This is a genomic window from Arthrobacter sp. M71 S08 (assembly GCF_059089725.1).
This window is the reverse complement of sequence record NZ_JBNHEY010000002.1, coordinates 176,936-201,736: the sequence shown is the minus strand read 5'-3', so window position 1 is coordinate 201,736 and position 24,801 is coordinate 176,936. Positions and strand designations below refer to the sequence as shown.

25 protein-coding genes and 2 riboswitches are annotated in these 24,801 nt (G+C 65.4%); of the genes, 12 read left to right on the top strand and 13 right to left on the bottom strand.

Translation table 11 applies throughout. From position 1 onward, the window contains the following. Positions 1-10 precede the first annotated feature (10 nt). The 3 genes from AC5RTB_RS04825 to AC5RTB_RS04815 are packed head-to-tail and all read left to right on the top strand — an operon-like array spanning position 11 to position 2,985. Positions 11-808 (top strand): methyltransferase domain-containing protein, encoded by a 798-nt coding sequence (locus tag AC5RTB_RS04825; protein WP_494059949.1) that lies wholly within the window; start codon positions 11-13, stop codon positions 806-808. A gap of 19 nt (positions 809-827) precedes the next feature. Continuing rightward, positions 828-2,450, top strand: a complete 1,623-nt coding sequence (locus tag AC5RTB_RS04820; protein ID WP_494059948.1) for a phytoene desaturase family protein — start codon at positions 828-830, stop codon at positions 2,448-2,450. A gap of 25 nt (positions 2,451-2,475) precedes the next feature. Further along, positions 2,476-2,985 carry a low molecular weight protein-tyrosine-phosphatase gene (locus AC5RTB_RS04815; protein ID WP_494059947.1) on the top strand — a complete coding sequence of 170 codons (510 nt, stop codon included), beginning with the start codon at positions 2,476-2,478 and terminating at the stop codon, positions 2,983-2,985. Between the two features lie 28 nt (positions 2,986-3,013). Here the strand turns inward: AC5RTB_RS04815 and AC5RTB_RS04810 are convergent, their stop codons facing one another. Then, a complete protein-coding gene (locus tag AC5RTB_RS04810; protein ID WP_494059946.1) occupies positions 3,014-3,718 on the bottom strand; it encodes a TetR/AcrR family transcriptional regulator in 705 nt (234 codons plus the stop codon). Between the two features lie 146 nt (positions 3,719-3,864). On the opposite strand from AC5RTB_RS04810, the gene AC5RTB_RS04805 reads away from it, so the two are divergent. From AC5RTB_RS04805 to AC5RTB_RS04775, 7 genes are all read left to right on the top strand, one after another. Then, positions 3,865-4,830, top strand: coding sequence for an NAD-dependent epimerase/dehydratase family protein (locus tag AC5RTB_RS04805; RefSeq protein WP_494059945.1), 966 nt, complete (start codon positions 3,865-3,867; stop codon positions 4,828-4,830). Further along, the gene (locus AC5RTB_RS04800) at positions 4,827-5,444 is read left to right on the top strand and encodes a LysE family transporter (RefSeq protein WP_494059944.1); all 618 of its coding nucleotides are present in this window, start codon (positions 4,827-4,829) and stop codon (positions 5,442-5,444) included. Before AC5RTB_RS04805 ends, AC5RTB_RS04800 begins: the two co-directional genes overlap by 4 nt. A 3-nt stretch (positions 5,445-5,447) precedes the next feature. Beyond that, on the top strand, positions 5,448-7,505 hold the full coding sequence (gene pabB, locus AC5RTB_RS04795; protein WP_494059943.1) for an aminodeoxychorismate synthase component I: 2,058 nt from the start codon (positions 5,448-5,450) through the stop codon (positions 7,503-7,505). Positions 7,506-7,663: 158 nt separating this feature from the next. Beyond that, a complete protein-coding gene (locus AC5RTB_RS04790) occupies positions 7,664-8,518 on the top strand; it encodes an aminodeoxychorismate lyase (protein ID WP_494059942.1) in 855 nt (284 codons plus the stop codon). 90 nt (positions 8,519-8,608) lie between these two features. Beyond that, positions 8,609-8,734: riboswitch (SAM riboswitch) on the top strand. 6 nt (positions 8,735-8,740) lie between these two features. Then, on the top strand, positions 8,741-9,223 hold the full coding sequence (locus AC5RTB_RS04785) for a rhodanese-like domain-containing protein (protein WP_494059941.1): 483 nt from the start codon (positions 8,741-8,743) through the stop codon (positions 9,221-9,223). Between the two features lie 73 nt (positions 9,224-9,296). Continuing rightward, positions 9,297-10,505 (top strand): O-succinylhomoserine sulfhydrylase, encoded by a 1,209-nt coding sequence (locus tag AC5RTB_RS04780; RefSeq protein WP_494060402.1) that lies wholly within the window; start codon positions 9,297-9,299, stop codon positions 10,503-10,505. A 79-nt stretch (positions 10,506-10,584) separates the two neighbouring features. Next, entirely contained in the window at positions 10,585-11,235 is a 651-nt protein-coding gene (locus tag AC5RTB_RS04775; protein ID WP_494059940.1) for a COG4315 family predicted lipoprotein, read from the top strand. A gap of 13 nt (positions 11,236-11,248) precedes the next feature. Here the strand turns inward: AC5RTB_RS04775 and AC5RTB_RS04770 are convergent, their stop codons facing one another. The 4 genes from AC5RTB_RS04770 to AC5RTB_RS04755 all read right to left on the bottom strand — a co-directional run bounded on the left by AC5RTB_RS04770 (position 11,249) and on the right by AC5RTB_RS04755 (position 14,803). Further along, complete coding sequence (locus AC5RTB_RS04770; RefSeq protein ID WP_494059939.1) at positions 11,249-11,761, bottom strand: sigma-70 family RNA polymerase sigma factor; 513 nt, start codon at positions 11,759-11,761, stop codon at positions 11,249-11,251. A gap of 141 nt (positions 11,762-11,902) precedes the next feature. Further along, a complete protein-coding gene (locus tag AC5RTB_RS04765; protein ID WP_494059938.1) occupies positions 11,903-12,700 on the bottom strand; it encodes an energy-coupling factor transporter transmembrane component T family protein in 798 nt (265 codons plus the stop codon). Further along, positions 12,697-14,190, bottom strand: coding sequence for an ABC transporter ATP-binding protein (locus AC5RTB_RS04760; protein WP_494059937.1), 1,494 nt, complete (start codon positions 14,188-14,190; stop codon positions 12,697-12,699). Before AC5RTB_RS04760 ends, AC5RTB_RS04765 begins: the two co-directional genes overlap by 4 nt. A 1-nt stretch (position 14,191) precedes the next feature. Continuing rightward, on the bottom strand, positions 14,192-14,803 hold the full coding sequence (locus AC5RTB_RS04755; protein ID WP_494059936.1) for an ECF transporter S component: 612 nt from the start codon (positions 14,801-14,803) through the stop codon (positions 14,192-14,194). A 54-nt stretch (positions 14,804-14,857) separates the two neighbouring features. Next, a riboswitch (TPP riboswitch) is annotated at positions 14,858-14,973 on the bottom strand. 163 nt (positions 14,974-15,136) lie between these two features. On the opposite strand from AC5RTB_RS04755, the gene AC5RTB_RS04750 reads away from it, so the two are divergent. Then, complete coding sequence (locus tag AC5RTB_RS04750; protein WP_494059935.1) at positions 15,137-15,397, top strand: DUF4235 domain-containing protein; 261 nt, start codon at positions 15,137-15,139, stop codon at positions 15,395-15,397. A gap of 3 nt (positions 15,398-15,400) precedes the next feature. On the opposite strand, the gene mnhG is transcribed toward AC5RTB_RS04750, so the two are convergent. From mnhG to AC5RTB_RS04720, 6 genes are read right to left on the bottom strand one after another with little or no spacing between them, the layout of a single operon-like run. Further along, complete coding sequence (mnhG, locus tag AC5RTB_RS04745) at positions 15,401-15,784, bottom strand: monovalent cation/H(+) antiporter subunit G (RefSeq protein ID WP_494059934.1); 384 nt, start codon at positions 15,782-15,784, stop codon at positions 15,401-15,403. A gap of 7 nt (positions 15,785-15,791) precedes the next feature. Further along, positions 15,792-16,049 (bottom strand): MrpF/PhaF family protein, encoded by a 258-nt coding sequence (locus AC5RTB_RS04740; protein WP_494059933.1) that lies wholly within the window; start codon positions 16,047-16,049, stop codon positions 15,792-15,794. Continuing rightward, positions 16,046-16,615 (bottom strand): Na+/H+ antiporter subunit E, encoded by a 570-nt coding sequence (locus AC5RTB_RS04735; protein ID WP_494059932.1) that lies wholly within the window; start codon positions 16,613-16,615, stop codon positions 16,046-16,048. Before AC5RTB_RS04735 ends, AC5RTB_RS04740 begins: the two co-directional genes overlap by 4 nt. Then, positions 16,612-18,240 carry a Na+/H+ antiporter subunit D gene (locus tag AC5RTB_RS04730; protein WP_494059931.1) on the bottom strand — a complete coding sequence of 543 codons (1,629 nt, stop codon included), beginning with the start codon at positions 18,238-18,240 and terminating at the stop codon, positions 16,612-16,614. Before AC5RTB_RS04730 ends, AC5RTB_RS04735 begins: the two co-directional genes overlap by 4 nt. Continuing rightward, positions 18,237-18,734 (bottom strand): Na(+)/H(+) antiporter subunit C, encoded by a 498-nt coding sequence (locus AC5RTB_RS04725; RefSeq protein ID WP_494059930.1) that lies wholly within the window; start codon positions 18,732-18,734, stop codon positions 18,237-18,239. The genes AC5RTB_RS04730 and AC5RTB_RS04725 overlap by 4 nt, the downstream gene beginning before the upstream one ends. Then, positions 18,731-21,724: a Na+/H+ antiporter subunit A gene (locus AC5RTB_RS04720; protein WP_494059929.1), complete on the bottom strand. Its 2,994-nt coding sequence runs from the start codon at positions 21,722-21,724 to the stop codon at positions 18,731-18,733. The genes AC5RTB_RS04725 and AC5RTB_RS04720 overlap by 4 nt, the downstream gene beginning before the upstream one ends. 179 nt (positions 21,725-21,903) lie before the next feature. Between AC5RTB_RS04720 and AC5RTB_RS04715 the strand changes: the two genes are divergently transcribed. Further along, positions 21,904-23,253, top strand: a complete 1,350-nt coding sequence (locus AC5RTB_RS04715) for an MFS transporter (RefSeq protein WP_494059928.1) — start codon at positions 21,904-21,906, stop codon at positions 23,251-23,253. Positions 23,254-23,272: 19 nt separating this feature from the next. On the opposite strand, the gene dcd is transcribed toward AC5RTB_RS04715, so the two are convergent. Then, positions 23,273-23,884: a dCTP deaminase gene (dcd, locus tag AC5RTB_RS04710; RefSeq protein WP_494059927.1), complete on the bottom strand. Its 612-nt coding sequence runs from the start codon at positions 23,882-23,884 to the stop codon at positions 23,273-23,275. A 47-nt stretch (positions 23,885-23,931) separates the two neighbouring features. Beyond that, a complete protein-coding gene (gene kynA, locus AC5RTB_RS04705; RefSeq protein WP_494059926.1) occupies positions 23,932-24,786 on the bottom strand; it encodes a tryptophan 2,3-dioxygenase in 855 nt (284 codons plus the stop codon). Positions 24,787-24,801 lie beyond the last annotated feature (15 nt).

Sequence of the window (24,801 nt, the reverse complement as noted above, 5' to 3'; positions counted from 1 at the left end):
CCTGACGGTCATGAGCGATGAGGTCTACTCCCACGGCCACCACTCCAGCGTGACCGGCGCGCATGCAACGCGCCGCGCGGCGGATTCCGCCTCGTACCTTCTGGAGCACCTCTCCTCCGGAATGGACATGCTCGACGTCGGATGCGGACCCGGCAGCATCACCGCCGACTTCGCGGCACTCCTGGATCCAGGACAGGTACTCGGCCTGGACCGTTCCGAGGACGTTGTGGCCCTGGCCGAGCGGACCTACGCAGGAGTTGAGAACCTCTCTTTCCGGGCCGGCAACGTGTATGACCTCGACCTTGACGACGAATCCGTCGACGTCGTCCACGCCCACCAGGTACTGCAGCACCTCACCGACCCGGTGGCCGCCCTCCGCGAGATGCAGCGGGTAACGCGGCCCGGTGGCATCATCGCCGTCCGCGACGCCGACTATCACGCCATGGCCTGGTACCCGCCCACGGCGGAGCTCGACGAATGGATGGAGACCTACCAGGGGCTTGCCCGCAGCAACAGGGCAGAGCCCGACGCCGGCCGACACCTCCTTGCATGGGCTCACGAGGCGGGCCTGACTGAGGTGGAGGCGTCGTCGTCGAACTGGTTGTACGCCACTGAGGAGCGCCGTCGTTGGCACGCGGACGCCTGGGCGGAGCGGGTCCTGAGTTCCGGTTTCGCCGAGCAGACCCTGGAGCGCGGACTGGCCGACCGAGCATCGTTGGAGCGGATGGCAGCAGGATGGCGGCGCTGGGCCGAGTCACCGGATGGCTGGTTCCTCATTCCCTGCGGTGAACTCATCATTCACTTGTGAAAGCGACTAGGGTGAGGCGATGATGAGCCGGCCCCGGTCACCTGATTCTGAACATTTCGACGTCGTTGTGGTCGGCGGCGGCCACAACGGGCTGGTGGCGGCGACGTATCTGGCTCGCGCCGGTCGGTCCGTGGTGGTCCTTGAGCAGCAGGATCATGTGGGCGGAGCAGCAGTCTCCGCCGAGGCGTTTCCCGGCACCGGCGCACAGCTATCCCGGTACTCGTACCTGGTGAGCCTCCTGCCACAGCGGATCATCGATGACCTGGACCTTGACCTGCAACTGGTACGACGGCGGTACTCCTCCTACACGCCGCTGCCCGGCTCTGATGTTGGGTTGCTGATCGACCAATCCGACGACGAGGCTACTCGCGCCAGCTTCGCTCGCATCGGTGCGCGGGGCGATGCGGGCGGGTTCGCGTCGTTCTACCGGAGCACGTCATTACTTGCCGAGAAGCTGTGGCCGACGGTCACCGAGCCACTGCTGCGCCGGTCCGAAGCACGGATTCTGGTTGGCAACGACGCTGTATGGGAGAGCTTCATCGAACGCCCGGTGGGAGAGGTCATTGAACGCCATGTCGAGCATGACCTGGTGCGCGGTGTTCTGTTGACCGATGGTTTGATCAGCACCTTCGCCCGGGCTCACGACGCCGACCTGCAACAGAACAAGTGCCTGCTCTACCACGTGATGGGCGGGGGAACCGGCAACTGGGATGTACCCGTCGGAGGCATGGGCGCCGTCTCCGACGCCCTTGAACGGGCCGCCCGGGAAGCGGGCGTGGTGATCCGCACCCGAGCGGAAGTGACTGCTGTGGGCCCCGCGCTAGGTGAAACAGCGGTCGTGCACTACAAGCAGAAGCGCGGCGAAAGCTTCCCACTCGCCGTGGGCGGTGACTATGTGCTCGCGAACGTAACGCCTGACGTCCTGCGTCGGCTGATGGGCTGCCCGGACGGGTCGGACTCCCCACCGTCGTCGCAGCAGGCCGCCGAGGGCGCGCAGGTCAAGGTGAACATGCTGCTCTCACGGCTTCCACGGCTCAAGGACCCGCAGGTGAGTCCGGAACAGGCGTTCGGCGGCACGTTCCATATCAACGAAACGTACTCCCAGCTCGAACGAGCTTACGACGCGGCGTCAGCCGGCAAAATCCCCGATCCACTGCCCATTGAGATTTACTGCCACTCGCTGGCGGACCCGTCGATCCTGTCGCCCGAGCTGCTGGCGTCGGGCGCGCACACCCTCACCGTCTTTTCGCTGCAGACTCCGCATCGGCTGATCGCATCCGGTGACCACGCTGCACACCGCGCCGCGCTGCAGCGGGCTGTACTCGCGTCACTGAACAGCGTCGCCGCCGAGCCGATCGAGGACTGCCTGCTGGCCGGACCGTCCGGTGAGCTCTGTATCGAGACGAAGACCACTCTTGATCTCGAAGAGACCCTCGGCCTTACAGGCGGGAACATCTTCCACGGCCCGCTGTCCTGGCCGTTTGCCGACGACGATGAACCGTTGGACACTGCAGCCCGCCGATGGGGCGTGTCCACGGACCATCCCCGGGTCCTTTTGTGCGGAGCGGGATCTCGGCGCGGGGGCGGTGTGAGCGGGCTCGGCGGGCACAGCGCGGCGATGGCGGTATTGGAGGACGAGTAGCGCGCGGGCAATCTAGGATTGACCCATGTACCGGATCGTCACTGTCTGCACCGGCAACATCTGCCGCTCCCCCATGGCCGAAATAATGCTCAACCGTGCTTTCGAGGAGGCCGGACTGACCGAGGACGTCCTGGTGGACTCCGCCGGCACCAGCAGCTGGGAGACCGGCAACCCGATCGACGAGCGAGCCGCCGCGAAGCTCACCGAACTGGGCCTGCAGAGCGAAACACACCGCGCGCGGAAGTTCGATCCAACCTGGTACGCGGAGCGGGATCTTATTCTTGCGCTCGACGTGGACCATTATGAGGATCTGCGGCTCGAAGCCCCTGACGCCGACAGTCGCAGCCGCGTGCGGCTGCTTCGCGAGTTCGATCCGTCCACCGCCGGCACGCCGGTCTCGGAGCTCGGCATCTATGACCCGTGGTACGGGGATGGCGCAGATTTCGAAGCCACCTGGCAAATGATTCACGACGCCGTTCCCGGCATTGTCCAGTACGTGCAGGAGGACCTCGCGCGGGGTCGCGCCGCTCGGTAAGTGCCGCTCGGCAATTCAGGCGTAACTACTACAGCGCCACAATGCCCTTCAGCACCAGCACGTGCTGCTCGAATAGCTCCTCCGGGACCGAGAAGGTACCGGCGCCGTACTGGCCGAAGACTTCGAAACTGACAATGCCAAAGAGGGCCGCCCAGACGAGCGTGCCGCGCGCGATCAGGTCATCGCTGGCCGCCAGGTCCAGCTCTTCCCGAATGCGCGAAAGATCCACGGACAGCCGGCCCTGATTGGACGTGCCCTGCGGGATATCGGGCAGTGCCTCACCTGTACCGGATCGGTAGGCGTCGTCGAATATCCGAACGAGCGCCCTGATGACGCGCGTGCCGGGCCCGGTGGTTTGCTCCGCGGGTGCGTGATAACCCGGCACGGGGCTGCCGAAGAGCAATGCATAACGGGCCGGCTCCCTCAGAGCCCAGCCGCGCACCGCATGTGCGAGCGCGAAGAACCGTCCCGCGTGATCGGAGGCAGCTGCCTGCGAAACGGCGTAGTCGACTTCGTCGCCGAGTTCGGTATAGGCATCCACCACCAGGAGTGTCAGGAGTTCATCCCGGCTCTTGACGTACCGGTACACCGCCGAGGACACCAAGCCCAGCTCCCGGGCGATGGCCCTCAGCGACAAGGCGGCAGCTCCATGAACGGCGAGGTGTTCCCGTCCTATCCGGGTGATGTCCTCCATGGTTTGGGCGCGGGCACGTTCACGCGGTGTGGGAGCCATGCACCAATGCTGCCGAAGCAAGAGAGCAGTGTCAACTTAAGAGAGCTGTGCTCTTGACACGACGGAGGGGGCCCGCACATACTTGTTTCGAGAGCAGTGCTCTCACTTTGCATCCGTCAAACCAACGATTGTCCAGGAGAAGAGAAATGGCACAGCTGTACATAGTGACGGGAGCCGGCCCGGTCGGCTGGACCGTGGCGGAACAACTGGCGGACCAGGGCGCAAGCGTTCGGGTCCTCACCCGCTCTGGAAGCGGTCCGGACCGTGCCGGCATCCAGCGTGTCCGCGCCGATGTGTCAGACCCGCGGCAACTGGAAGCAGCCTTCGACGGGGCGGCAGCCGTCTTCCACTGCATCCACGGTTCTGCCTACACCGCTGCGGCGTGGGAAGCGGAACTGCCCCGGGCCGAGCAGGGTGTGCTCGAGACGGCAGGGAAGGCGGGCGCCGTCGTCGTCTTTCCGGAAAGCCTGTATTCGTACGATCAGCCGGGTGAGGTCATGACCGAAGACTCTTTCCGGACGGCGTCCGCCGGCAAACGTGGAGTGCGCGCCAGATTGCTGCAGCAACGGGAAGCCTCGGCCACGGCGACGGTCAGCGTGGTCTCATCGGACTTCTATGGACCCCTGGTTCGCACCTCCCATGCCGGCGAGCGCGTGGTCCCACGGGTGTTGGCCGGGAAGACCATCCGGCCGTTGGGGAACGCGGACGTACCTCACTCCTTCACCTACGTTCCCGACCTCGCGGCAGCCATGATCGCGGCGGCGCGGCGCGAGCATGTCTGGAACTCCGTACTGCACGCACCGACAGCTCCCGCGCCGACACAACGCGGGATCGCCCAGGAGTTCGCGCGCGCCGCCGGCGGGCCGGAGCCACGGGTCCGCCCGATTCCGGGCTGGATGGTCCGCTCACTCGGAAGAGTCTCGAGCGACATGCGGGAGCTTGCGGAGATGCTGTATCAGTTCGAGAACCCGTTCGTGATGGACTCAGCGCGCAGCGAGGCACTCCTTGAACTCCGGCCTACTCCTCTTCGGGCCGGCGCGGCAGCGACTGTGAGCTGGTGGCAGGCGCAGGGGCAGGAGGTTGCGGCGGACGCCCCTAAGATTATTCAGTGACCCTCTCGATTTGGCTGGCGCTGGTCGGCGCCCAGACGCTCATCAGCTTCACTCCGGGAGCCGGTGCCGTGAATACCATGAGCAACTCCCTCACGGTCGGGTTCCGGCGTTCCATGTGGGGCATCCTCGGCCAGCAGGTGGCCCTGCTCGTGCATATTGCCGTGGTGGCGGCAGGGGTCGGGCTGCTGGTGGCCGGGTCGCCGCTGGCGTTCAACATCATCCGCTATGCAGGTGCCGCCTACCTGGTGTACCTCGGCATCCGGAAGTTCATAGAACCTCCGATTCCCGCCGAGGAGGCCGCCACGCTCTACGCCGAGGGCGCGGCGTCAATGTTCCGGCGGGGGCTCTGGGTGAACCTGCTCAACCCCAAGGCAATCGTGTTCTTCCTGGCGTTCGTGCCGCAGTTCATCCGACCGGAGCAGGAGCTTCTGGGCCAGTACGGTGCCCTGGCAGGCACCGTCGTCGTCATCGATGTTCTGGTGATGTGGCTCTTCTTCGCCGCCGCGGCCCGCTCCTTCAGCCGGTTCACCAGCGGACCGCGCGGACAGCGCCTGCTCAACCGCATCTTCGGCACGCTGTTCGTCGCCGTGGGCGCACTATTGGCATTCTCCTAAGTCATGGCACACAAGCCAGTGAACGCCGTCGTTCCGCTCATCATTGCCGTCGACGGCCGGTCGGGAGCAGGCAAAACCACGCTGGCTGTGGAACTCACAACACTGCTGCGGGAACACCACACCGTGAGCCTGTTCCACCTTGAGGACATCTACCCCGGCTGGGACGGCCTTGCCGACGGCATGGAGCGATACGTCCGCACAGTTCTCACCCCGCTCGCGTCCGGGGTGGCCGCCCGCTGGACGGCCTGGGACTGGACCGCGAACGACGACGGCGACACCCGCCTCACGCAACCGGCGGACATTGTCGTGGTTGAGGGGGTGGGTGCGGCGTGCGAAGCCGCGCGTGAGTTCCTCGACGTCGTCGTCTGGATCGACGCTGACGAGGACCTCCGACGCACTAGCGCGCTGACGCGCGACGGCGACACGTACACTCCGTTCTGGCAGCGCTGGTCGGACCAGGAGGAACGCTGGCTCGCGGACGACCATCCCGCACCCCACGCCGATCTGCTGGTGCAGGGTCACCGCGGAAACGCCGTTCCGGATCAGCTTCGCCGCGCCCTGAGCGGGTTGCCCCAGTGCGAGTTCCTGATGTCGATGGAACGGGCGGCTCGCCGCGGCCTCACCCTGCAGGTCGAAACCCTCGATACGATCCCCGAGGCCGCAGCGGTGTTCGGCGCGCTCTACGGGGCGGCTAGGTCCGCCGCCTGGTTGGACAGCTCCACCACCGAGGACCCACAGGGCCGCAGCCGTTTCTCGATACTGGCGGACGACGGTGGCCGGTTCGGGCAGCTCGCCCAGCACACCGACGGCACCACCCTGGTCACCGGCGGTCCGGTCACCGCGCGCGTCCCCGGGCCGTTCTTCCGCTGGCTCGACGGCGTGTGGGGCAGACGGGCCGTCCGGGTCCCCGACAACTACCCCGGCCCGTTCGCCCTCGGATGGCTCGGTTACCTCGGCTACGAACTGAAGCGGGAGACCGGCGGTTCCACAACACCGCACACCGACATGCCCGGCACGGTCCCCGATGCCTCGCTGCTCTTCGCGGGCCGCGCCGTCGTCCTCGATCACCATGACCGGCGCACCCACCTCCTGACCCTACGTGACGGCTCCCGCGACACTGACGCGGACGCGGATGCCTGGCTGGAACGGGCACGCGCCGTCGTGCTGTCGGGCGGAACCGCTCCGGCTCCGGCAATGCCGCCGGCGGCTCCCCGGTTCTCCGTGCGGGATACACGCGAGCAGTACCTGGAAAAGATCCGCGCGGCCAAGGCGGAGATCACCGACGGCAACTCCTACGAGGTGTGCCTGACAACCGCCCTGACCGCTCATGCAGAGGGCCCGGTTCGGGCGTTCGAGGCGTACCTCGGGCTTCGCCGCGTCAACCCCACGCCGTTTGCGCACTACTTCGCGTTCCCCGGCCTTGCTGTCGCCAGCACCTCGCCGGAGCGCTTCCTCCGGCTCGACTCCTCCGGCGGGATGCGGGCCGAACCGATCAAGGGCACGCGGCGCCGCTCCGCCGACCCTGACGAGGACGCCGCCCTGCAGGCCGACCTGCGCACCAGCGTCAAGGACCGTGCGGAAAACATCATGATTGTGGACCTGCTGCGCAACGACCTCTCCCACCTGGCGATCCCCGGCACCGTGACGGTGAGCCGCCTGTGCGACATCGAAACGTATGCAACGGTGCACCAGATGGTCAGCACCATCGACGCTCAGCTTCGGCCCGGGTCCTCCCGCGCCGAAGCAGTCGCCGCCGCGTTCCCTGCCGGTTCCATGACCGGCGCACCCAAAATCAGCACCATGGCCATCCTTGACCGGCTCGAAGGCGGGCCGCGCGGCGTCTATTCCGGTGCCGCCGGGTACTTTTCCCTCGATGGGGCGGCGGACCTCGCCGTCGTCATCCGTACGCTCGTGATGGAGAACGACGACGACGCCACCCGCCTTACGCTCGGTGTGGGCGGCGCGATCACGGCCGATTCCGACCCGGCCGAAGAGTGGGAGGAAGTGCGGACGAAAGCGTTCGGGGTGCTGTCCGCGCTGGGCTCGTCCTTCCCCCAATAGTCCGCACTGCTGGCTGCGCGGCCTTCCGTCACCTCATCCTTCTGTGGAAGCATTGAACAGGCCACCGGGACTGGGCCCAGCGTGGCCTGAACGAGGAGAGCAATCCGGATTCGCGAGCTTCGCCCGCCCCGGGGCCCCCGGTCGCTAGGCTGGTGCCCATGACTGTTCTGGTGTTCCTGGACCCCTCCTCCCCCGACGGCCGCATCGCGGACGCGACGCAACCGCAGCTCAAAGTCACTGACACCGGGATCACCCGCGGCGACGGCATCTTCGAGACCATGCTGGCGGTCAAGGGCGCGCCACGTAAGCTTCAGGCACATCTCGCCCGGCTGGCGACCTCTGCCGAGGCGCTCGAACTGGAGGTCCCGCCGTCGGACGCGTGGGAACGCGCCGTCACCACTGCGCTGAAGGAAGCCGACGACGACGGCGAACTGGTGGTCAAACTCGTCGCCACCCGCGGGGTGGAAGGCGCCGGGGCGACGGCCTGGGTGCTGGTCTCACCACTACCCAAGGGGCTGCGCGGACAGCGCCTCTCGATCCTCCTCCTGGACCGCGGTTATGACAGCGCCGTCGCGCAGCGCGCGCCGTGGCTGCTGATGGGCGCCAAAACTCTCTCCTACGCGGTGAACATGGCCGCACTCCGCTACGCCCGCTCCCACGGCGCCAACGACGTCATCTTCACCTCCTCCGATGGCAAGGTGCTCGAAGGCCCGACGTCGACGGTCCTGATCGCCCGGGTGATCGACGGCGTCAAGCACCTCATCACCCCGCAACTGGAGAGCGGGATCCTGCCCGGAACGTCTCAGGGGGCCTTGTTCGAGACCGCCCGGAATTCGGGCTGGGAACTCGGATACGGTCCCCTCGTGCCGGAGGACCTGTTCAATTCCGACGGCGTCTGGCTCATTTCGAGCGTCCGCCTCCTCGCCGAAGTCGAGTCGATCGACGGGAAGCCGGTCACTGTATCTCCGGAACTGACCGCCGAACTCGGAGCCCTCGTGGAGTCCGTGTCCTGAAGCGGGAGCATTTAGCGCGAGCACAGGCGTTACTGCACGTTACGGCCCAGCGTGGCAGACCGGGCGCCGCCGGTGCTACGTTCAATCCGGAGTAACGAGCGCCAGCGCCAAGCCCTGACTTGCTGGCCGGCAACCCTCTTTCACGGCGGGGTGCCTCAGGTGACTACTCGGCACCCCGATCAGGATCCACGATCACCAGCGTGCACAGCGTGAGGAGACACAGTGTCACAGCATTACACCCCCCATCAGCAGCCAGGCAACGGCTATGCCGGCGACATCACGCCACGCGAAGCGGTGGAACGCGTCAGCAAGGGCGCCGTCCTTGTGGATGTCCGCACAATTGAGGAGTGGCAAAGCGTTGGCGTCCCCGATCTCACCGACGCCGGCACCGCCCCCCTCTTTCTGGAGTGGAACCGCTCCGACGGCACCCGCAATGTCTCCTTCCTCAACCAGCTGAACGGCCTCAAGGGCAGGGAGCTACTGTTCCTCTGCCGCTCGGGTGTCCGCTCGGTTGCCGCGGCGCAGAGCGCAACTGCTGCCGGGCACACCGCCTACAACGTGCTGCACGGTTTCGAGGCGAACGGCGGCTGGCGCTCAAGCGGCCTTGCCACCACCACGCATGCTGAATCCGGCACCCCTGAATCCGTCACTGCCGAACCCGGTGCTGCCAGCCCGGCGAACGGCCAGGGCGACGCCGGTGAGTGAGTCCACGCCGCCGTCGTCGTTCTCTCCGGCAGCCGGTCGGGAGCCGATCGCCGGCAACGGCGGATACCCACGGATCCAACGTCCGGACGACGACACCGCCGCCTGGTCGCCCGACACCCTCGCCGTGCGCGGTGGGCTGGCACGGTCCAATTTCGAGGAAACCTCCGAGGCCCTCTTCCTGAACTCAGGATTCGTGTATTCCTCCGCCGCTGCGGCGGAGGCCGCGTTCACCGGCGATGTCGACCGCTTTGTCTACTCCCGGTACGGCAACCCCACGGTCGCCATGTTCCAGGAACGCCTGCGCCTTCTTGAAGGTGCAGAAGCATGCTTCGCAACCGCCAGCGGCATGTCCGCCGTCTTCACGGCGCTCGGAGCGCTCCTGGCTGCCGGTGACCGCGTAGTCGCCTCCCGCAGCCTGTTCGGCTCCTGCTTCGTCATCCTGAACGAAATCCTGCCCCGCTGGGGCGTGGAGACGGTCTTCGTGGACGGCTGGGACCTCAACCAGTGGGAAGAAGCGCTGAGCGTCCCTACCACCGCGGTGTTCTTCGAGTCGCCTTCGAACCCGATGCAGGAAATCGTCGACATCAGGGCGGTCGTGGAACTCAGCCACGCCGCCGGTGCGCAGGTCGTCGTCGACAATGTCTTCGCCACGCCGCTGCTGCAGCGGTGCACGGAACTGGGCGCCGACATCGTCGTCTATTCCGGAACCAAGCACATGGACGGCCAGGGCAGGGTCCTGGGTGGCGCAATTCTCGGCCGCAGGGAATTCATCGAGGGTCCGGTGAAGACCCTCATGCGGCACACCGGTCCGGCGCTGTCCTCCTTCAACGCCTGGACCCTCCTGAAGGGGCTGGAGACGCTATCCCTGCGGGTCAACCACTCCTCATCCTCGGCGCTGACCCTCGCCCGCTGGCTGGAAGCCCAACCGGCAGTGACCTGGGTGCGCTATCCCCTGCTCGAATCGCACCCGCAGTTCGATCTTGCCGCTGCCCAGATGACGTCCGGCGGCACCGTGGTGACCTTCGAACTGGACGCCCCCGAGGGCCGGGCGAAGGAGCGGGCGTTCGCGCTGCTCGATGCGCTGGACATCATTGACATCTCCAACAACCTGGGCGATTCCAAGACACTGATCACCCACCCTGCCACCACGACGCACCGTGCCATGGGACCTGAAGGACGCGCGGCCATCGGGCTGTCGGACGGCGTTATCCGGCTCTCGGTGGGCCTTGAGGACGTAAGTGACCTCCAGACGGATCTCGGCAAGGCCCTCGCCTCAGGCTGAAGCTGTGATTCACCTGTGAGTTCGGCCGCACATTGAACCATTCGGGGTAGCTCCAGCGTCTTCCCGGTAGAGGGGTCGAGTGGCCACTTCCACCCCCGGCGTCCAGGGGGTGATCACGGGAGGAATGACCATGAGTAAAGCAATGCGCGTCCTGTTCGCCGCCATCGCCATCTGCCTGCTGGCGCTGACCGGCTGTGGCGGCGCAGACACTGAAAGCGAGAACATTCCCGCCGGTGAAGAAACCGCCGCGGAAGCACCGCCTACCGAGGACCCCGCCGAGGTGGAGCCCACCGTGGAGGCAACGGATGGCGCCACCGACGGGATGACCGGCGAAGCCACAGAAGAACCGACCGGTGATGCTGCCGGCGGAGGAACAGTCGGAACGCCGCTCGGGGTAGCGGAAACCGACCTGGGCGAAGTGGTCGTCGACGCCGAGGGCATGGTGGTCTACGTCTTCACCAACGACGAGCCGGGTTCCGGAGTCAGCGCCTGTGAGGGTGGCTGCCTGGAGGCATGGCCGCCGGTGCTCAGCGACAGCGAGTCGCCCGAGGTGGAAGGCGTCACAGGAGAAGTGGGCACCATCGAAACGCCCGACGGCGACATGCAGGTCACGATCAACGGCATGCCGATTTACTACTTCGCCGAGGACGAGGCCCCAGGCGACACCAAAGGCCAGGGTGTGAACGAGGTCTGGTACGTCATCGCTCCCGACGGCACGATGATCCAGTGACGGTGGGACAGGCCTAACCTCCCGAGACCACATCCTGGGCAAGCAGCGCTGTCTTCAGGGAGCGCAGCGCGTAGTGAAGACGGGATTTCACGGTCCCCACCGGTATGGAGAGGGCCCGTGAAATCTCAGCCACCGTCTCGCCGCGGAAGTAGAAGTGCAGCACCACGTCACGGTGCTGCGGCGAGAGTTCATTGAGCGCATCCGTCAGCAACCAGGAGGTGAGAAGCTGCTCCACCTCGTCGTCGGAAGGAGTTTCCGGAACCTCGTCCACGTCGAACTCGTGGCGGCGGAAGCCGCTGCGGAACGAGTCAACGAGGATGTTCCGGGCAACCACAAAGAGCCAGGCGCGGATTTCAAGCTCGCTGTGTCCGCGCATGACCGGATGCTCCCAGGCCCGCAGCAGGGTCAGCTGGACCACCTCGTCAGCCAGGAAGGCGTCCGGGGTCAGGCGGCCGACGAACCGCCGCAACGGGCGCAGGTGGTTGTCCCTGATGACGTTGAGCCAGTCCGGCTGTCCATCGGCCATGTTCGTTCCCCACACTCGACATCGCTAGACATCACACCGCAGTACCAACAATTCATGCGGTGCAACATTGGGAAAAACCTGCTGCCTCCCGCAACGCTCTCTTCATGATGCACCTCCGAAGCGCGTTACGAACAGGGCAGGCTAGCCGAGAATGAAGTTCCAGGTCCCCGCAAGTACTGCCGCGGTGACTGCGAGTCCTGCTATCAGCAGGCCCACCAGGACAACGACGACGTCGACACTGCTGAATGTGCTCTCCCGCGCCCACGTGCGCGGACCTGCGCCGAAACCTCGCGCCTCCATGGCCACCGCCAACCTGGTGGCCCTCCGGATGGCCTGAACCATGAGCCCGAACGCCTGCCCGAGGAAGTTCCCTAAACGCGCGGCCGGATTGCCCTCATGGCTCACGCCGCGCGCATGCCGGGCGAGACCGAGCGTCCGCCATTCCTCGAACAGGAGCCCGACCAGCCGCATTCCCGCGAGCGCTCCCAGCACAAACCGGTGCGGTGCCTTCAGCCGCTGGGCGAGCGCGTCAGCGAGGTCCGTCGGGTCTGTGCTGGCGAGGAGGAAAAGCCCGGGAAGGGCGATCGCGAGCCCGCGCAGTCCAATGGCCATTCCGGCGTTGACCGAATCCTGCGTGAATAGCACGGGCCCCAGCTCGAAGAGAACCCGTCCCGTCTTCTCGGCGAGCAACGCGGTGCCATACGCGGCGACGATCGCTGCGACAACAAACGGCCACGTCCGCAGCAAAAGCCTGCGCACGCTGATTCCCAGCAACGGCAGCAGCAGCAGTTCACTGGCGAGAACGACGCCGGCACTCACCCAGTCCACGCTCAGCATCACCACCACGGTGATCACCACCGCGGCGAAGAGCTTCGAGAGCGGGTTCGCCCTCGGGAGCACCCGGCCGGTGATCTCGGGATACAGGACGTCGGCGCTCACGCCACCACCTCCAGCGTCGCGGAGGTTCCGTCCACGGCCACCACCCGGCTCCCCAACGCAGCCGTGTACTCACGGTCATGGGTCACCGAGACCACGCAGGTGCCTCCCTGAATGAGTTCGGCGAGCAGGGCAACCAGCTCGGCCCAGGTATTGGCATCCTGGCCGAACGTCGGTTCGTCCAGGATCAGGATGTCCGGGTTGGTGGCGAGCATTGTCGCAACGGACAGGCGCCGTTTCTCACCTCCGGAGAGAGTGTAGGGATTCGCCTTCAGCAGCCCGGTGAGGCGCAACCGCTCCGCGATGGGATCGATACGGCGTCGGATCTCTGATTCGTTGGAGCGGGCAACCCGGCGTGGGCCGAACTCCAGCTCCTCGAGCACCGTGTTGGTCAGGAACTGGTGCTCGGGCTCCTGAAAGACCGTACCGATCCGGCTCACCAGTTCGGCGGACTTCCACTCGCTCGGCTTGGTCCCGGCACCGCGGGCGAGCGGTTCAAGGGCGGTGAGCGTCCCGCCGCGGGGCCTGAGCAGTCCGGCGAGGGTGAGCGCGAGCGTCGACTTTCCAGCCCCGTTCGGTCCGAGCACACTGACCGCCTCCCCCTTCCGAAGGGTGAGGTCGACGTCGTCGAGCACTGCCCGTCCGCGCTTTGACCGTGCGACGGCCAGCCCGTCCGCCTGCAGCAGGTCAGACCCGGCGGATATTTCGACGGCGGGCGTTTCCGGCCGGTAGCCCGGCACCCAGACACCGGCTTCGATGAGCCTCGCCCGCGTAGCCTCGTGCCGGAGCGCTGCGTCCGGCTCGCCGTCGGCGAGGATACCGCCGTCGGAGTCGAGCACCACGACGCGGTCCACCACGTCGGCCCACACCTCAACCCGGTGCTCCACCACCACGAGCGTGGCTGAAGTCCGGTCGAGCACGCGGACGACGGCGTCCCTCACCTCGAGCACCCCGGCGGGGTCAAGGTTGGCGGTCGGTTCGTCGAGGAGCAGCAGCCCCGGCTGCATCGCGAGGACCGCTGCCAGGGCCAGCCGCTGCTTCTGGCCGCCGGAGAGTGCCGTGGTGGGACGATTCAGCGGGACGTCGAGGCCGACGTCGTCGAGGGCCTGATGCACGCGCGGCCAGATCTCGGTGCGTGGCACCGCCAGGTTCTCGGCACCGAAAGCTACCTCGTCACCCACCCGGGCGAGTACCAGCTGGGTGTCTGGATCCTGGAGGACCAGGCCGGAACGGCCGCGCGCAGCCGCCGGCCTGACGCCGTCGACCGTGAGGTCGCCGGCCTGCTCACCCTCGTCCTGGTCACCCACAACTCCCGCCAGTCCATGCAGCAGCGTGGACTTCCCCGCGCCGGACGCACCGAGAAGCAGCACGCGCTGGCCCGCCTCGATGGTCAGGTCAATATCCCGCACTGCCCAGCGCACCCGCCCGGGGTGGCGCCAGCCCCAGCCCCGGGCCGTGATCGAGGCCGGGGCGGACACCGCCGTCGTGCCCATGCTAAACGTCAGCCGTGCGGCCCGCGGCGAAGGATGACAGCGCACCGGTCTTCGCGAGCCCGCGGGTGGCGAGCCAGGGCAGCACACCGGCGAGCACCACACCCGAAATGGCGGCGAAGACTCCGTACATCAGCTTGTATTCCATGGCCCACTCGACGTTGTACATGATGTTCTCGCTCACCGCGAGGGCAAGACCTGCGCTGAGTCCCGCGAGGACCGCCACACCGATATTCCAGCGCCGGTAGAGGAACAGCGCGAAGACAAGCTCAGCGCCGATGCCCTGCACCAGGCCGGAGAGGAGTACCGCCATACCGAACTGCGTGCCGATCAGCGCCGACACGGCCGCTGCCAGTACCTCGCAATAGATCGCGGCACCAGGTTTGCGGATGATGAGTCCGCCCAGCACGCCGGCGATGAGCCAGCCGCCGGAGTACAGTCCGGCCAACGGCGGGTACGCAGCGGTCACCGCAGCGATACCGCTGTAACCGGCTGACCAGGCAAAGAAGATGACACCCACGGCCACCGAAATGACTGAGGCGACCACGATATCGACCACGCGCCATTCGTAACGGCGGCGGGATGTGGACGGTGTAGGACTCTGTGTTGCAGTCATGATTGTTGATCCTCCTGGGTACAGGAGGGGAAGGCCTTCCGGCAGGGCGCCGGTCGCCCTGAGAACTCGACTCCCTTCGCCGGTACTAACCGGATCAGGTTCGAGGGTCTGCGGTGGTCCGCACTCTCAGCGCCCACCACATGCGTGGCTGCGCTCCCCTGTCGTTGTTTTGAGCGATACCAACTCTACACCCGCGAGGCGTGGTACCGGCGTCGTCGCAACCTGCTGCGGTATCTGCTGCAGAAACTGCTGCGCTGCCCCGCCGGCGGCGTCCATTGATGGTCCCGATAACGCTAGGCTGGGACCAAAACTAAGCCGACTGAAGGAGGCACAATGAATGTGATCTTCAAACTGATGGGTGTTGGACTGGGCCTCGGGGCGGGCATCGTAGGCACGCAGGTGGTGGACTTCATCTGGAAGCGGGTGACGGGAAACGAGCCGCCGAAAGACGCGGAAGGCCTGGAGAACAGCCTGCGGTCAGCGCTCGTGTTCGCCGTTATTTCCGGAACGGTCAGCACCACCATCCGCGTGCTCACCAACCGCACCACGCAGCGCGCCATCCGCCGCTACGAGAACACGCGTCACATCACGTAAGCGTCAGTCGCCGGACGCGCGGTCGCCCGCTTCACGGCGTCGGGTGGCCGCGTGTTCCACGACCTCGTCCAGCTCATCCATGCTGAGCAGGTCCTTGCGCAGGTGCCTGGTGCGGTAACCCGCGCGCCCCACCATATGCGCCGAGACCGGCGCCGTGAGCAGCTGAAAAATCCAGCAGACAACCAGCACGGGCACAACCGCCCACGAGCGTTGCTGCACTGCAATTGCCAGCAGGAACAACAGCAGCCCCAGAACCTGCGGTTTCGTTGCCGCGTGCATCCGGCTCAGCAGGTCAGGAAACCGCATAAGCCCGACGGCGGCTGCCAGCGACATGAGCGCCCCGCCAAGGAGCAGCACCGCGGTAAGAATATCCAGGGCAGCATCCATCAGCGGCTCACTTCCTTTCAATGACGAATCGGGCGACTGCCACCGAGGCGATGAAGCCGATGAGGGACGTGGCCACCAGGATCACCAGAGTGTTGGTGTGGCCGTTGAACACCATGTCCGCGGCCAATGCCCCGCCTACGATGGCCAGCAGCACATCTACGGCAATGACGCGGTCCAGAATCGTTGGTCCGCGAGCCGCCCGGTAGATGGCGCAAATCGCTGAGACGCCGAGAACCGCAGCGATGATGCCGAGCATGACGCTCATGGGCGACCCCTTCCGTCGAGGTGATGAGGGGCGGCGGTGTGCAGCAGTGCGAGGTCCTCCCGGGTTCCCATCACCCGGATGAGCCATTCCTCGGTGCGCCGGACATTCTGGCGCACCTTTTCTGCGTCATCGGGGCCGGCGACATTCAGGCAGTGCAGATAGAGGGTGGAAGTGGAGCGGTCCACTTCGATCACAAGAGATCCCGGAATCAATGAGATGGCATGTCCGGTGGCCGTGACCAGAAGGTCGGATGGACTGCGCAGGCGTACCGCAACCACGGCGTTCTTCAGCCGCGGGCCACGGGTGAGTGCCAGCCAGAACACCTGGAAGCTCGCCAGCACCAGCTGGTACACGAAGCGAACGGCGAATCCGGCAGCGTAGAACACATTGAAGCGTCCGCTGAGCTCCACCGGCGGCAGGTAAAGCAGGTTCGCAACAGCGAACGCGATAATGGCACCGAACAACAGGTTGCCCGGGCTGAAGTCCTGCCAGAGCGCACCCCAGACAAGAATGAGCCAGACCAGCAGCGGCAGTTCGACCCGGAGCGGGATTCGTTGTCTTGTCATGGCGTGGCACCCGCCGCTTCGGTAGCACCTTCGCCAAGCACAGCGTCGATGTAGGGGGTTCGTTCAAGCATTTGTTGTGCTGCCTGGTCACTCAGGGCGAAGAGCGGCCCTCCCATGAGGGTCAGGCTGACGCCTAGCAACACCAGGCCGGTGGTGGCTCCGACCATCGACCGAGGGAGCAGGTTCACCGGGTTCCTGCCCGCGAACCTTCCGGTGCTGTGTCCCGAGACCCTCCGCGAGGTGGTGACGGCGGAGCCATCGTGCGACGTCATCAGCAGAATCGGGTCCGGGTGTGTGGCGTCCTCCGGCTGGCGCCAGAATGCCCGGTTCCACACGCGTGCAACCGCCAGCAGCGTGAGGAGGCTGGTCAGAACGCTTGCCCCGACCAGCACGAAAGCCAGGGGTGTCCCCAGCTCCACGCCTGCCTGAAGCAGCCCTAGCTTCCCAAGGAAGCCGGAGAACGGCGGGATGCCCGCAAGATTCATGCCCGGAATGAAGAACAGCAGTGCCAGGAACGGGGAGAGCTTCGCAAGGCCGCCGAGGCGGTCCATGTTGGCCGTTCCCCCTCGTCGCTCGATCAACCCGGTCACAAGGAACAGGCTGGTCTGCACGATGATGTGGTGGGCAACGTAGTACACCGCGGCGCCGAGGCCGATCACCGTTGATACCGCGAGCCCGAAGATCATGTAACCGATGTGGCTGATCAGGGTGAAGGAGAGCATACGTTTGATGTCCGACTGCGCGAGGGCACCCAGAATCCCGACGATCATGGTAAGCATCGCGACGACCATGAGCAGCGTATTGATGCGATCTCCGGGAAACAGGAGGGTTTCGGTCCGCACCAGCGCGTAGACGCCGACCTTGGTCAACAGGCCCGCAAACACGGCAGTCACCGGGGCGGGCGCGGTCGGATAGGAGTCGGGCAACCAGAAGGCCAGCGGGAAGACCGCAGCCTTGATGCCGAACGCGACCAGGAGCATCAGATGCAGGACCATCTGCGTTGCATGGTCGATATCCGCGAGCTTCAACGCCAGGTCAGCCATGTTGATTGTGCCCGTGGCCGCATAGATCATGCCGATGCTGATCAGGAACAGCAGCGACGAAACCACGCTCACGACGACGTAGGTTACGCCCGCGCGGATCCTCGGCGTGGTGCCGCCAAGGGTCATGAGCACATAGCTCGCGGTGAGCAGGATTTCGAACCCCACGTACAGGTTGAACAGGTCACCGGCAAGGAACGCGTTCGAGACCCCGGCCACCAGAATGAGGTAGGTGGGGTGAAAGATCGAGACCGGGGCGTCCTTATCGCCGTCGGTCATGCCCTGCCCTGTGGCGTAGATCAGGACGGCGAGGCTCACCGCGGAGGAAACGACCAGCATCAGGGCCGAGAACTGGTCCACTACCATCGTGATGCCGAACGGCGCGGCCCAGTTGCCGACGAAGACCGCCGTAGTGCCCCTCCCGCTGGTATCAACGAGAAGGAAGATTTCGATCAGCAGTGTCACACAGAGCGTCGTGATGCTGACCGTGCGCTGCGCCCTGGAATGACGAATAAGTACGAAGGCCAGCGCCGCGCCAAAGAAGGGCAGCACTACTGCCAGAGGTGCGAGGTTCACAATGTTCATCGCTCCTCCGTCCGAGGTTTGCCCGTTCTTCTGCCGGTTGCCGTTCGCTGGGCACCGGGCGCTTCCTCGGCCTCTTCGACCGGCGTGAACTCCGTTGTTTCGATGGGTATGTCCGCGTCGTCCTCAGCATCAAAGCTGCTCTGGGACGCCACCCGCCGGTCTTCGATGTCGTCCTGTACTTCGTCCTGCCGCCCGAGAATCCACGACCGGTAGATGATGCCGAGCACGAAGGCAGTCACGGCGAAGGAAATGACGATGGCCGTCAGAATCAGTGCCTGGGGAAGCGGATCGCTGTAGTCCTCGGCAGGGATATCCGACGCGTATAGCGGGGCCTTGCCCCCTGTGCCGCCGGCGGCCAGAAGCAGCATGTTTGCCCCGTTGGCGAACAGGATCAGGCCCAGCAGAACGCGGGTGAGGCTACGTTCAAGGAGCAGGTAGATTCCGGCGGCGAAGAACCCGCCCATAACGACCAGCAGCGTGATGTTGACGCTCACGGAACCACCTCTTCTTCCGGGTCCCGGTATTTCTCCGGCTCTCGGGGCCCGGCGTCCATGGTTGCCGTTGCTCCCTCGCTGCGCTCGTCGATCTCTGATCCGAGACTGCGCAGCACGTCAAGCACCAGACCGACCACAACCAGGTAGACGCCGATGTCGAACATTGTGGAGGTGACGAACTTGATGTCTCCGAAGATCGGCCACGTCATCTCGATGATCGCGCTCTGGAACACCACGCCGCCGAGGAACAGCGGCACGATTGCTGTAAGCGCGGCGGTGGCCAGACCGCCGCCGAGCAGCAGGCCTGCGCTGATGGGAGTCGCCTCAGCGAGCTCGAAGCGGCCGCCTGCCAGATAGCGGATGGTCAGCGCCAGGCCGGCCATGAGCCCGCCGGCGAACCCGCCGCCGGGCAGGTTATGACCGGCGAGCAGGAGGTAGATCGAGAAAACAATGATTGAGTGGAACAACAGCCGGGTAATCACCTCGAAGATGATCGAGCGTCGCTCGGGCGCCAGCGTTCGCCCGGCCACGAGCCAGGCATCGTTGGCGGAACTTGCGAACTTCTTGGCCAGCTCAAGAGCAGCGGCCTCCCGGCCGTACGCATCGGACGGTTCCCTGTTTCGGCCGACGGTTCCGCTCTCCACTCCGTCAGCGCGCACCCGTCCGTCGCCGCGGCCCCGGATGAAAATCAGACTTGCCACGCCGGTTGCCGCGATAGCGAGGACGCTGACTTCGCCAAAGGTATCCCAGGCCCGGATGTCCACGAGGGTGACGTTGACGATGTTGGCGCCGCCACCGTCGTCGTAGGCCAGCGACGGGTAATTCAGGGAGATGGGGTCCGCAACCCGGGATGCCATCGCAGACATTGCGATGGCGACCATCACCACACCGAAGGAAATACCCAACACAGCCCGGAGCACCCGGTGCCGGACTCCCGGTTCCCGCTTGCGCAGGCGTGCCGGAAGGGACCGCAGCGCGAGCACGAATGCGACCAGCACGATCGTTTCGACCAGCAGTTGGGTCAGCGCGAGGTCGGGGGCACCATGGAGGGCGAAGATCATCGCCATCCCGTAACCGGTGATTCCGACCAGAAGGACGGCCATGAAGCGTTTGGTGGCGCGCAGTGCCGCGACGAGACCGAGGAGGACCGCTGCGCCGGCAATGAGCTGGGCGGGGGAATCGGCCAGATGCCAGGCCTGTGGGACCGGTGCGTCGAAGATGAGCAGTGCCGAGAGCGGCGCGACGATCGCCATCGACAGGATGATGAACAGGTAGAACGCGAGGGAACCACGCTGTGTGCGGCCGGTGATCCACACTGCGACGTCGTCGAGCACGCCGATGACGCTCTTGTAGTTCCGTTCCGCGTCGATGTCCGGAGCGATCCGGGTCTGCATCCGCTCGAAACGGTCACGCATCAGGAACAGCGCGAGGCCGCCCGCGATCGAGAGCAGGGAAAGGAACAATGCCGGCGTGACCCCGTGCCACAGCAGCAGGTGCGGCGTCTCTTCCGCAGCCGGGAAGGTACTCACGTAGGGCTGGATCGCCGCATCCAGCGGAGCGGGCAGCAGACCGAAAACAACGGAGGCGACGGCAAGCAGCGCCGGGGCGAACAGGAAGGACGGCTCAACGCGTTCGAAAGGGGTGGGCGTAGCGGACTTCCGCGCGAAACCGCCCCAGATGAAACGGGCGCTGTAGGCCAGGGTCAGCATGGAGCCGAGGATGATTCCCACGAGTCCCACCACTCCCAGCGGACCTTCCTGACCGTGGTGGATGAAGGCTTCGAGGACCGACTCCTTCGCTACGAAGCCCAGGAGGGGTGGGATGCCGGCCATCGACGCCGCAGCGATGATGGCGACCGCGGCCAGCAGGGGCGCGGACCGGCCAACCCCGCAGAGCTTCCGGATGTCTCGCGTACCCGACTGGTGGTCGATGATTCCGACCACCAGGAAGAGTGTCGCCTTGAAGAACCCGTGCGCGAGCAGGAGCCCCAGCCCCGCGAGCGCCGCTTCCTGCCCTCCCTGGCCGACCACGATGGTCAGGAAGCCGAGCTGGCTCACCGTGCCATACGCGAGGAGCAGCTTCAGATCGTGCTGGCGAAGGGCATGCCATCCGCCGAAGATCATGGTCGCGAGCCCGAGGCCAAGAACAATCGGGGACCACAGCAGGTTCTCGGAGAAACCGGGCGCAAAGCGCGCAATGAGGTAGATGCCGGCCTTCACCATGGCGGCGGCGTGCAGGTAGGCACTCACCGGCGTCGGGGCCGCCATGGCGCTGGGGAGCCAGAAGTGGAAGGGCACAAGCGCTGACTTGGAGATGGCGCCGACGAGGATCAGGACGATCGCCGCTTCGATGGCCGGGCCGGCGAGGGAATCGGCGCGGGCGAGGATATCCGACAGGCGGTAGGTCTCGGCTGACTGTCCCAGAATGATCAGGCCGACGAGCATGGTCAGGCCGCCGAGCGTCGTGACGATGAGTGCCTGCAGTGCTGCCCGTCTGGCCGATAACCGGTGCCGTGAGTAGCCGATCAGCAGATAGGACAGAACCGTTGTCAGTTCCCAGAAGATGAACAGGAGGATGAGGTCGTCGGCGATGACGAGGCCGAACATTGCGCCGGCGAAGGCCAGCAACTGGGCGCCGAAGGGGCCCATGTCGGCGTCGTCCTGTTTGAAGTAACGGGCGCAATAGAACAGCACGAGGGATCCGACGCCGAGCACAAGAATACTGAGCACGGCCGACAGCGCGTCCATGCGGAAGGCCAGTTCCAGCTGCAGTTGCGGAATCCAGGAAACGACGACGGACGGCGGCGCGTTGGGCTGGCCGTTGGCAATGACCTGTGCAGCTCCGGTGTAGTCAGTGAACGTTGCAAGGAGCCAAACGAACCCGGCCGCAGGTACGGCGGCCAGGACATAGAACGCCGAACGGCCTATCAGGCGGAAAATCAGGGGCGCGATTGCGGCCACCGCAAAGAGGGCGGTGAGCACAAGCAGCACGATGATCTCCTGATCTCTCTGTTCGAGACGGTCAGCTGACGGTCAAGGGCGTAAGTTCATTCTACCGGTGGCATACACTGCTCTCCCGGCAGGTTACGCCCTCCGCGCAAGGCCCAAGGCGCGCGGAATAAGCGACGGCTCGAATGGGTTGTTAGTGCGCAACAGATAGCATGCAGCCTATGAGCTCGGACTCCGCACAGCACACTGGACGCCTCCTGACGAAACCCGTTCTCGCGTGGGCATCATGGGACTGGGGCTCCGCGGCGTTCAACGCCGTCATGACAACGTTCGTCTTCACGGTGTACCTGACTTCGGATGTCTTCGGCGGGGAGGCCTATGCCTCCGGGGTGCTCGGCTGGGGCCTGGCCATCGCCGGCCTACTCATTGCCGTCCTGGCTCCCGTGACGGGTCAGCGGTCCGACGTCGGCGGCCGCCGGAAGCTCTGGCTGAGCGTGCACACACTCACGGTGGCCGTGCTGACCGCGCTGTGCTTTTTTGTGTTCCCCCGTCCCGAACTGCTGATTCTCGGGGTTGCCCTCATTGCGGCAGCAAATATCTTCTTCGAGTTTGCAGGTGTCAACTACAACGCCATGCTGACGCAGATCTCTACTCCGTCCACCATCGGCAAGGTCAGCGGGTTCGGTTGGGCCATGGGTTATGTGGGCGGCATTGTGGCCCTCGTGATCGTCCTGGTAGCCTTCGTGCAGCCTGTCTTCGAGTGGTTCGGCTCGAGCACCGAGGATGCCCTGAATATTCGGCTGGTGGCTGTGTTCTCCGCGCTCTGGTTCTTCACGTTCGCGCTCCCGGTGATGTTCGCGGTGCCCGAAGTTCCCCGGCAGCGGAATGCTGACAGGCTGGGCTTCCTTGCGTCCTATGGACTGCTCTTCCGGCGCATCAAGGCGATCTACCGGACAAGCCCGCACACCATCTTCTTCCTGCTCGCCAGCGCGATCTTCCGCGACGGGCTCGCCGCCGTGTTCACCTTCGGCGGGATCATCGCGGCCGGCACGTTCGGGTTCACGCTCAGCGAGGTGATCCTGTTCGCGATTGTCGGCAATGTCATCGCAGCGGTCGGAGCCGTAATCGGCGGATTCTTCGACGACCGGGTGGGACCCAAACTGGTCATCATTGCGGCGCTCATCGGACTCCTGATCTCGGGCACGGCCGTGCTCGTGCTCGGAGCGGCGGACCATCAGGTGTTGGGGCTGCAGTGGAGCGGTGACACGACGTTCTGGGTCTTCGGACTCCTGCTGACCCTCTTTGTCGGTCCGGCCCAGGCCTCTTCGCGTGCGTACCTGGCACGCCTGTCGCCTCAGGGCGAGGAAGGCGAGATGTTCGGGTTGTATGCCACGACCGGACGAGCCGTGAGCTTCCTCGCTCCGGCCCTATTCTCGCTGTCCATCGCGGTATTCGGGGAACAGCGGTTCGGGATTCTCGGGATCCTGATCGTGCTGCTGGCCGGTCTGCTGGTGCTGCTCCCGGTGAAGCCGCCCGCGAAGGTGGCTCCCGCCGTCGTCCCCGCTCCCTGAAGCGCTCCCTGAGGGTGCGCTAGGCGCTCGTGGAGGCCTGCTCCGTTGAGCCGTCGGAAATCTCCGTCCGGTGGAAGTTCAAGTGGCTCCGCGACGCCGTCGGGCCCCGCTGCCCCTGGTAACGGTTGCCGTACTGACCGGAACCGTAGGAGTGCTCCGCCGGGGAGGTGAGCTTGAAGAAGCAAAGCTGGCCGATCTTCGAGCCCGGCCAGAGCTTGATCGGCAACGTTGCCATATTGGAAAGCTCAAGCGTCACGTGTCCCGAGAACCCCGGGTCAATGAAGCCTGCGGTCGAGTGGGTGAGGAGGCCGAGGCGTCCCAGCGAGGACTTGCCCTCGAGGCGCGCCGCGACGTCGTCAGGGAGCGTCACCATCTCGTAGGTGGACCCGAGCACGAACTCCCCCGGGTGCAGGATGAACGGCTCATCCGGTGCCACTTCCACCAAGCGGGTCAGGTCAGGCTGGTTCTCGGCCGGATCGATGTGCGCGTACTTGTGATTGTCGAAGAGCCTGAAAAACCGGTCGATGCGGACGTCCACGCTCGAAGGCTGAACCATTGCGGGGTCATAAGGGTCGAGGACAATTCGCTCGGCGGCAATTTCGGTTCGGATGTCGCGGTCGGAGATCAGCACCGTCTAAAAATACCGTACGCAGTTCCTGCCGATCTCATCGGCCTGCGTCAGCGACCGATCTCTGTTCTCACTGCGAACAGTTCCGGGAAGAACGTCAACTCCAGCGCCTTCTGGAGAAACCCGACCCCGCTGGACCCGCCCGTTCCGGTCTTGTGGCCGATGGTCCGCTCCACCGTCTTCAGGTGCCTGAAGCGCCACAACTGGAAGTTGTCCTCCAGGTCCACCAGTTCCTCACAGGCCTCGTAAACGTCCCAGTGCCCAGCAGAATCCTCATAGACCTCCTTGTAGACCTGCACGAGCGCGGGACTGAACTCATGGGCTTGCGTGACATCCCGCTCAAGCAGGTCCCGGGGAACGCTGTAGCCACGCCGTGAGAGGTAGCGGATGAATTCGTCGTAGACGCTCGTTTCCTCGAGCAGGCCGGACAGGAGGTCCAGCGCCTGCGGATCGCTATCGAAGACCTGGAGCATCGCCGCGTTCTTGTTGCCGAGCAGGAATTCGACTGCGCGGTACTGGTAGGACTGGAATCCGCTGGCCGCCTTGAGCGCGCCGCGGAATTCCGCATACTCCGACGGCGTGAGCGTCGCCAGCACCGACCACTGCTCGGTCAGCGAGCGCTGAATGTGCTTGATCCGGGCGATGCCCTTCATTGCCGCCCGCAGATCGTCCGCGCGCAGGTGAGTCCTCACGGCGCCGAGCTCGTGCAGCACCAGCTTCAGCCAGAGCTCAGAGGTCTGGTGCTGGATGATGAACAACATCTCGTCGTGGTGCTCGGGCCTGCTGACGGGGTGCTGCGCGGACAGGAGCGTGTCCAGGTCCAGGTAGGACCCGTAACTCATCTTCCCGGAAAAGTCCTTCTCGATGCCTGCTTCAAGGTTGCGGGTGTTCCGCTCCACGCTCATGCACTCAGCGTAGTT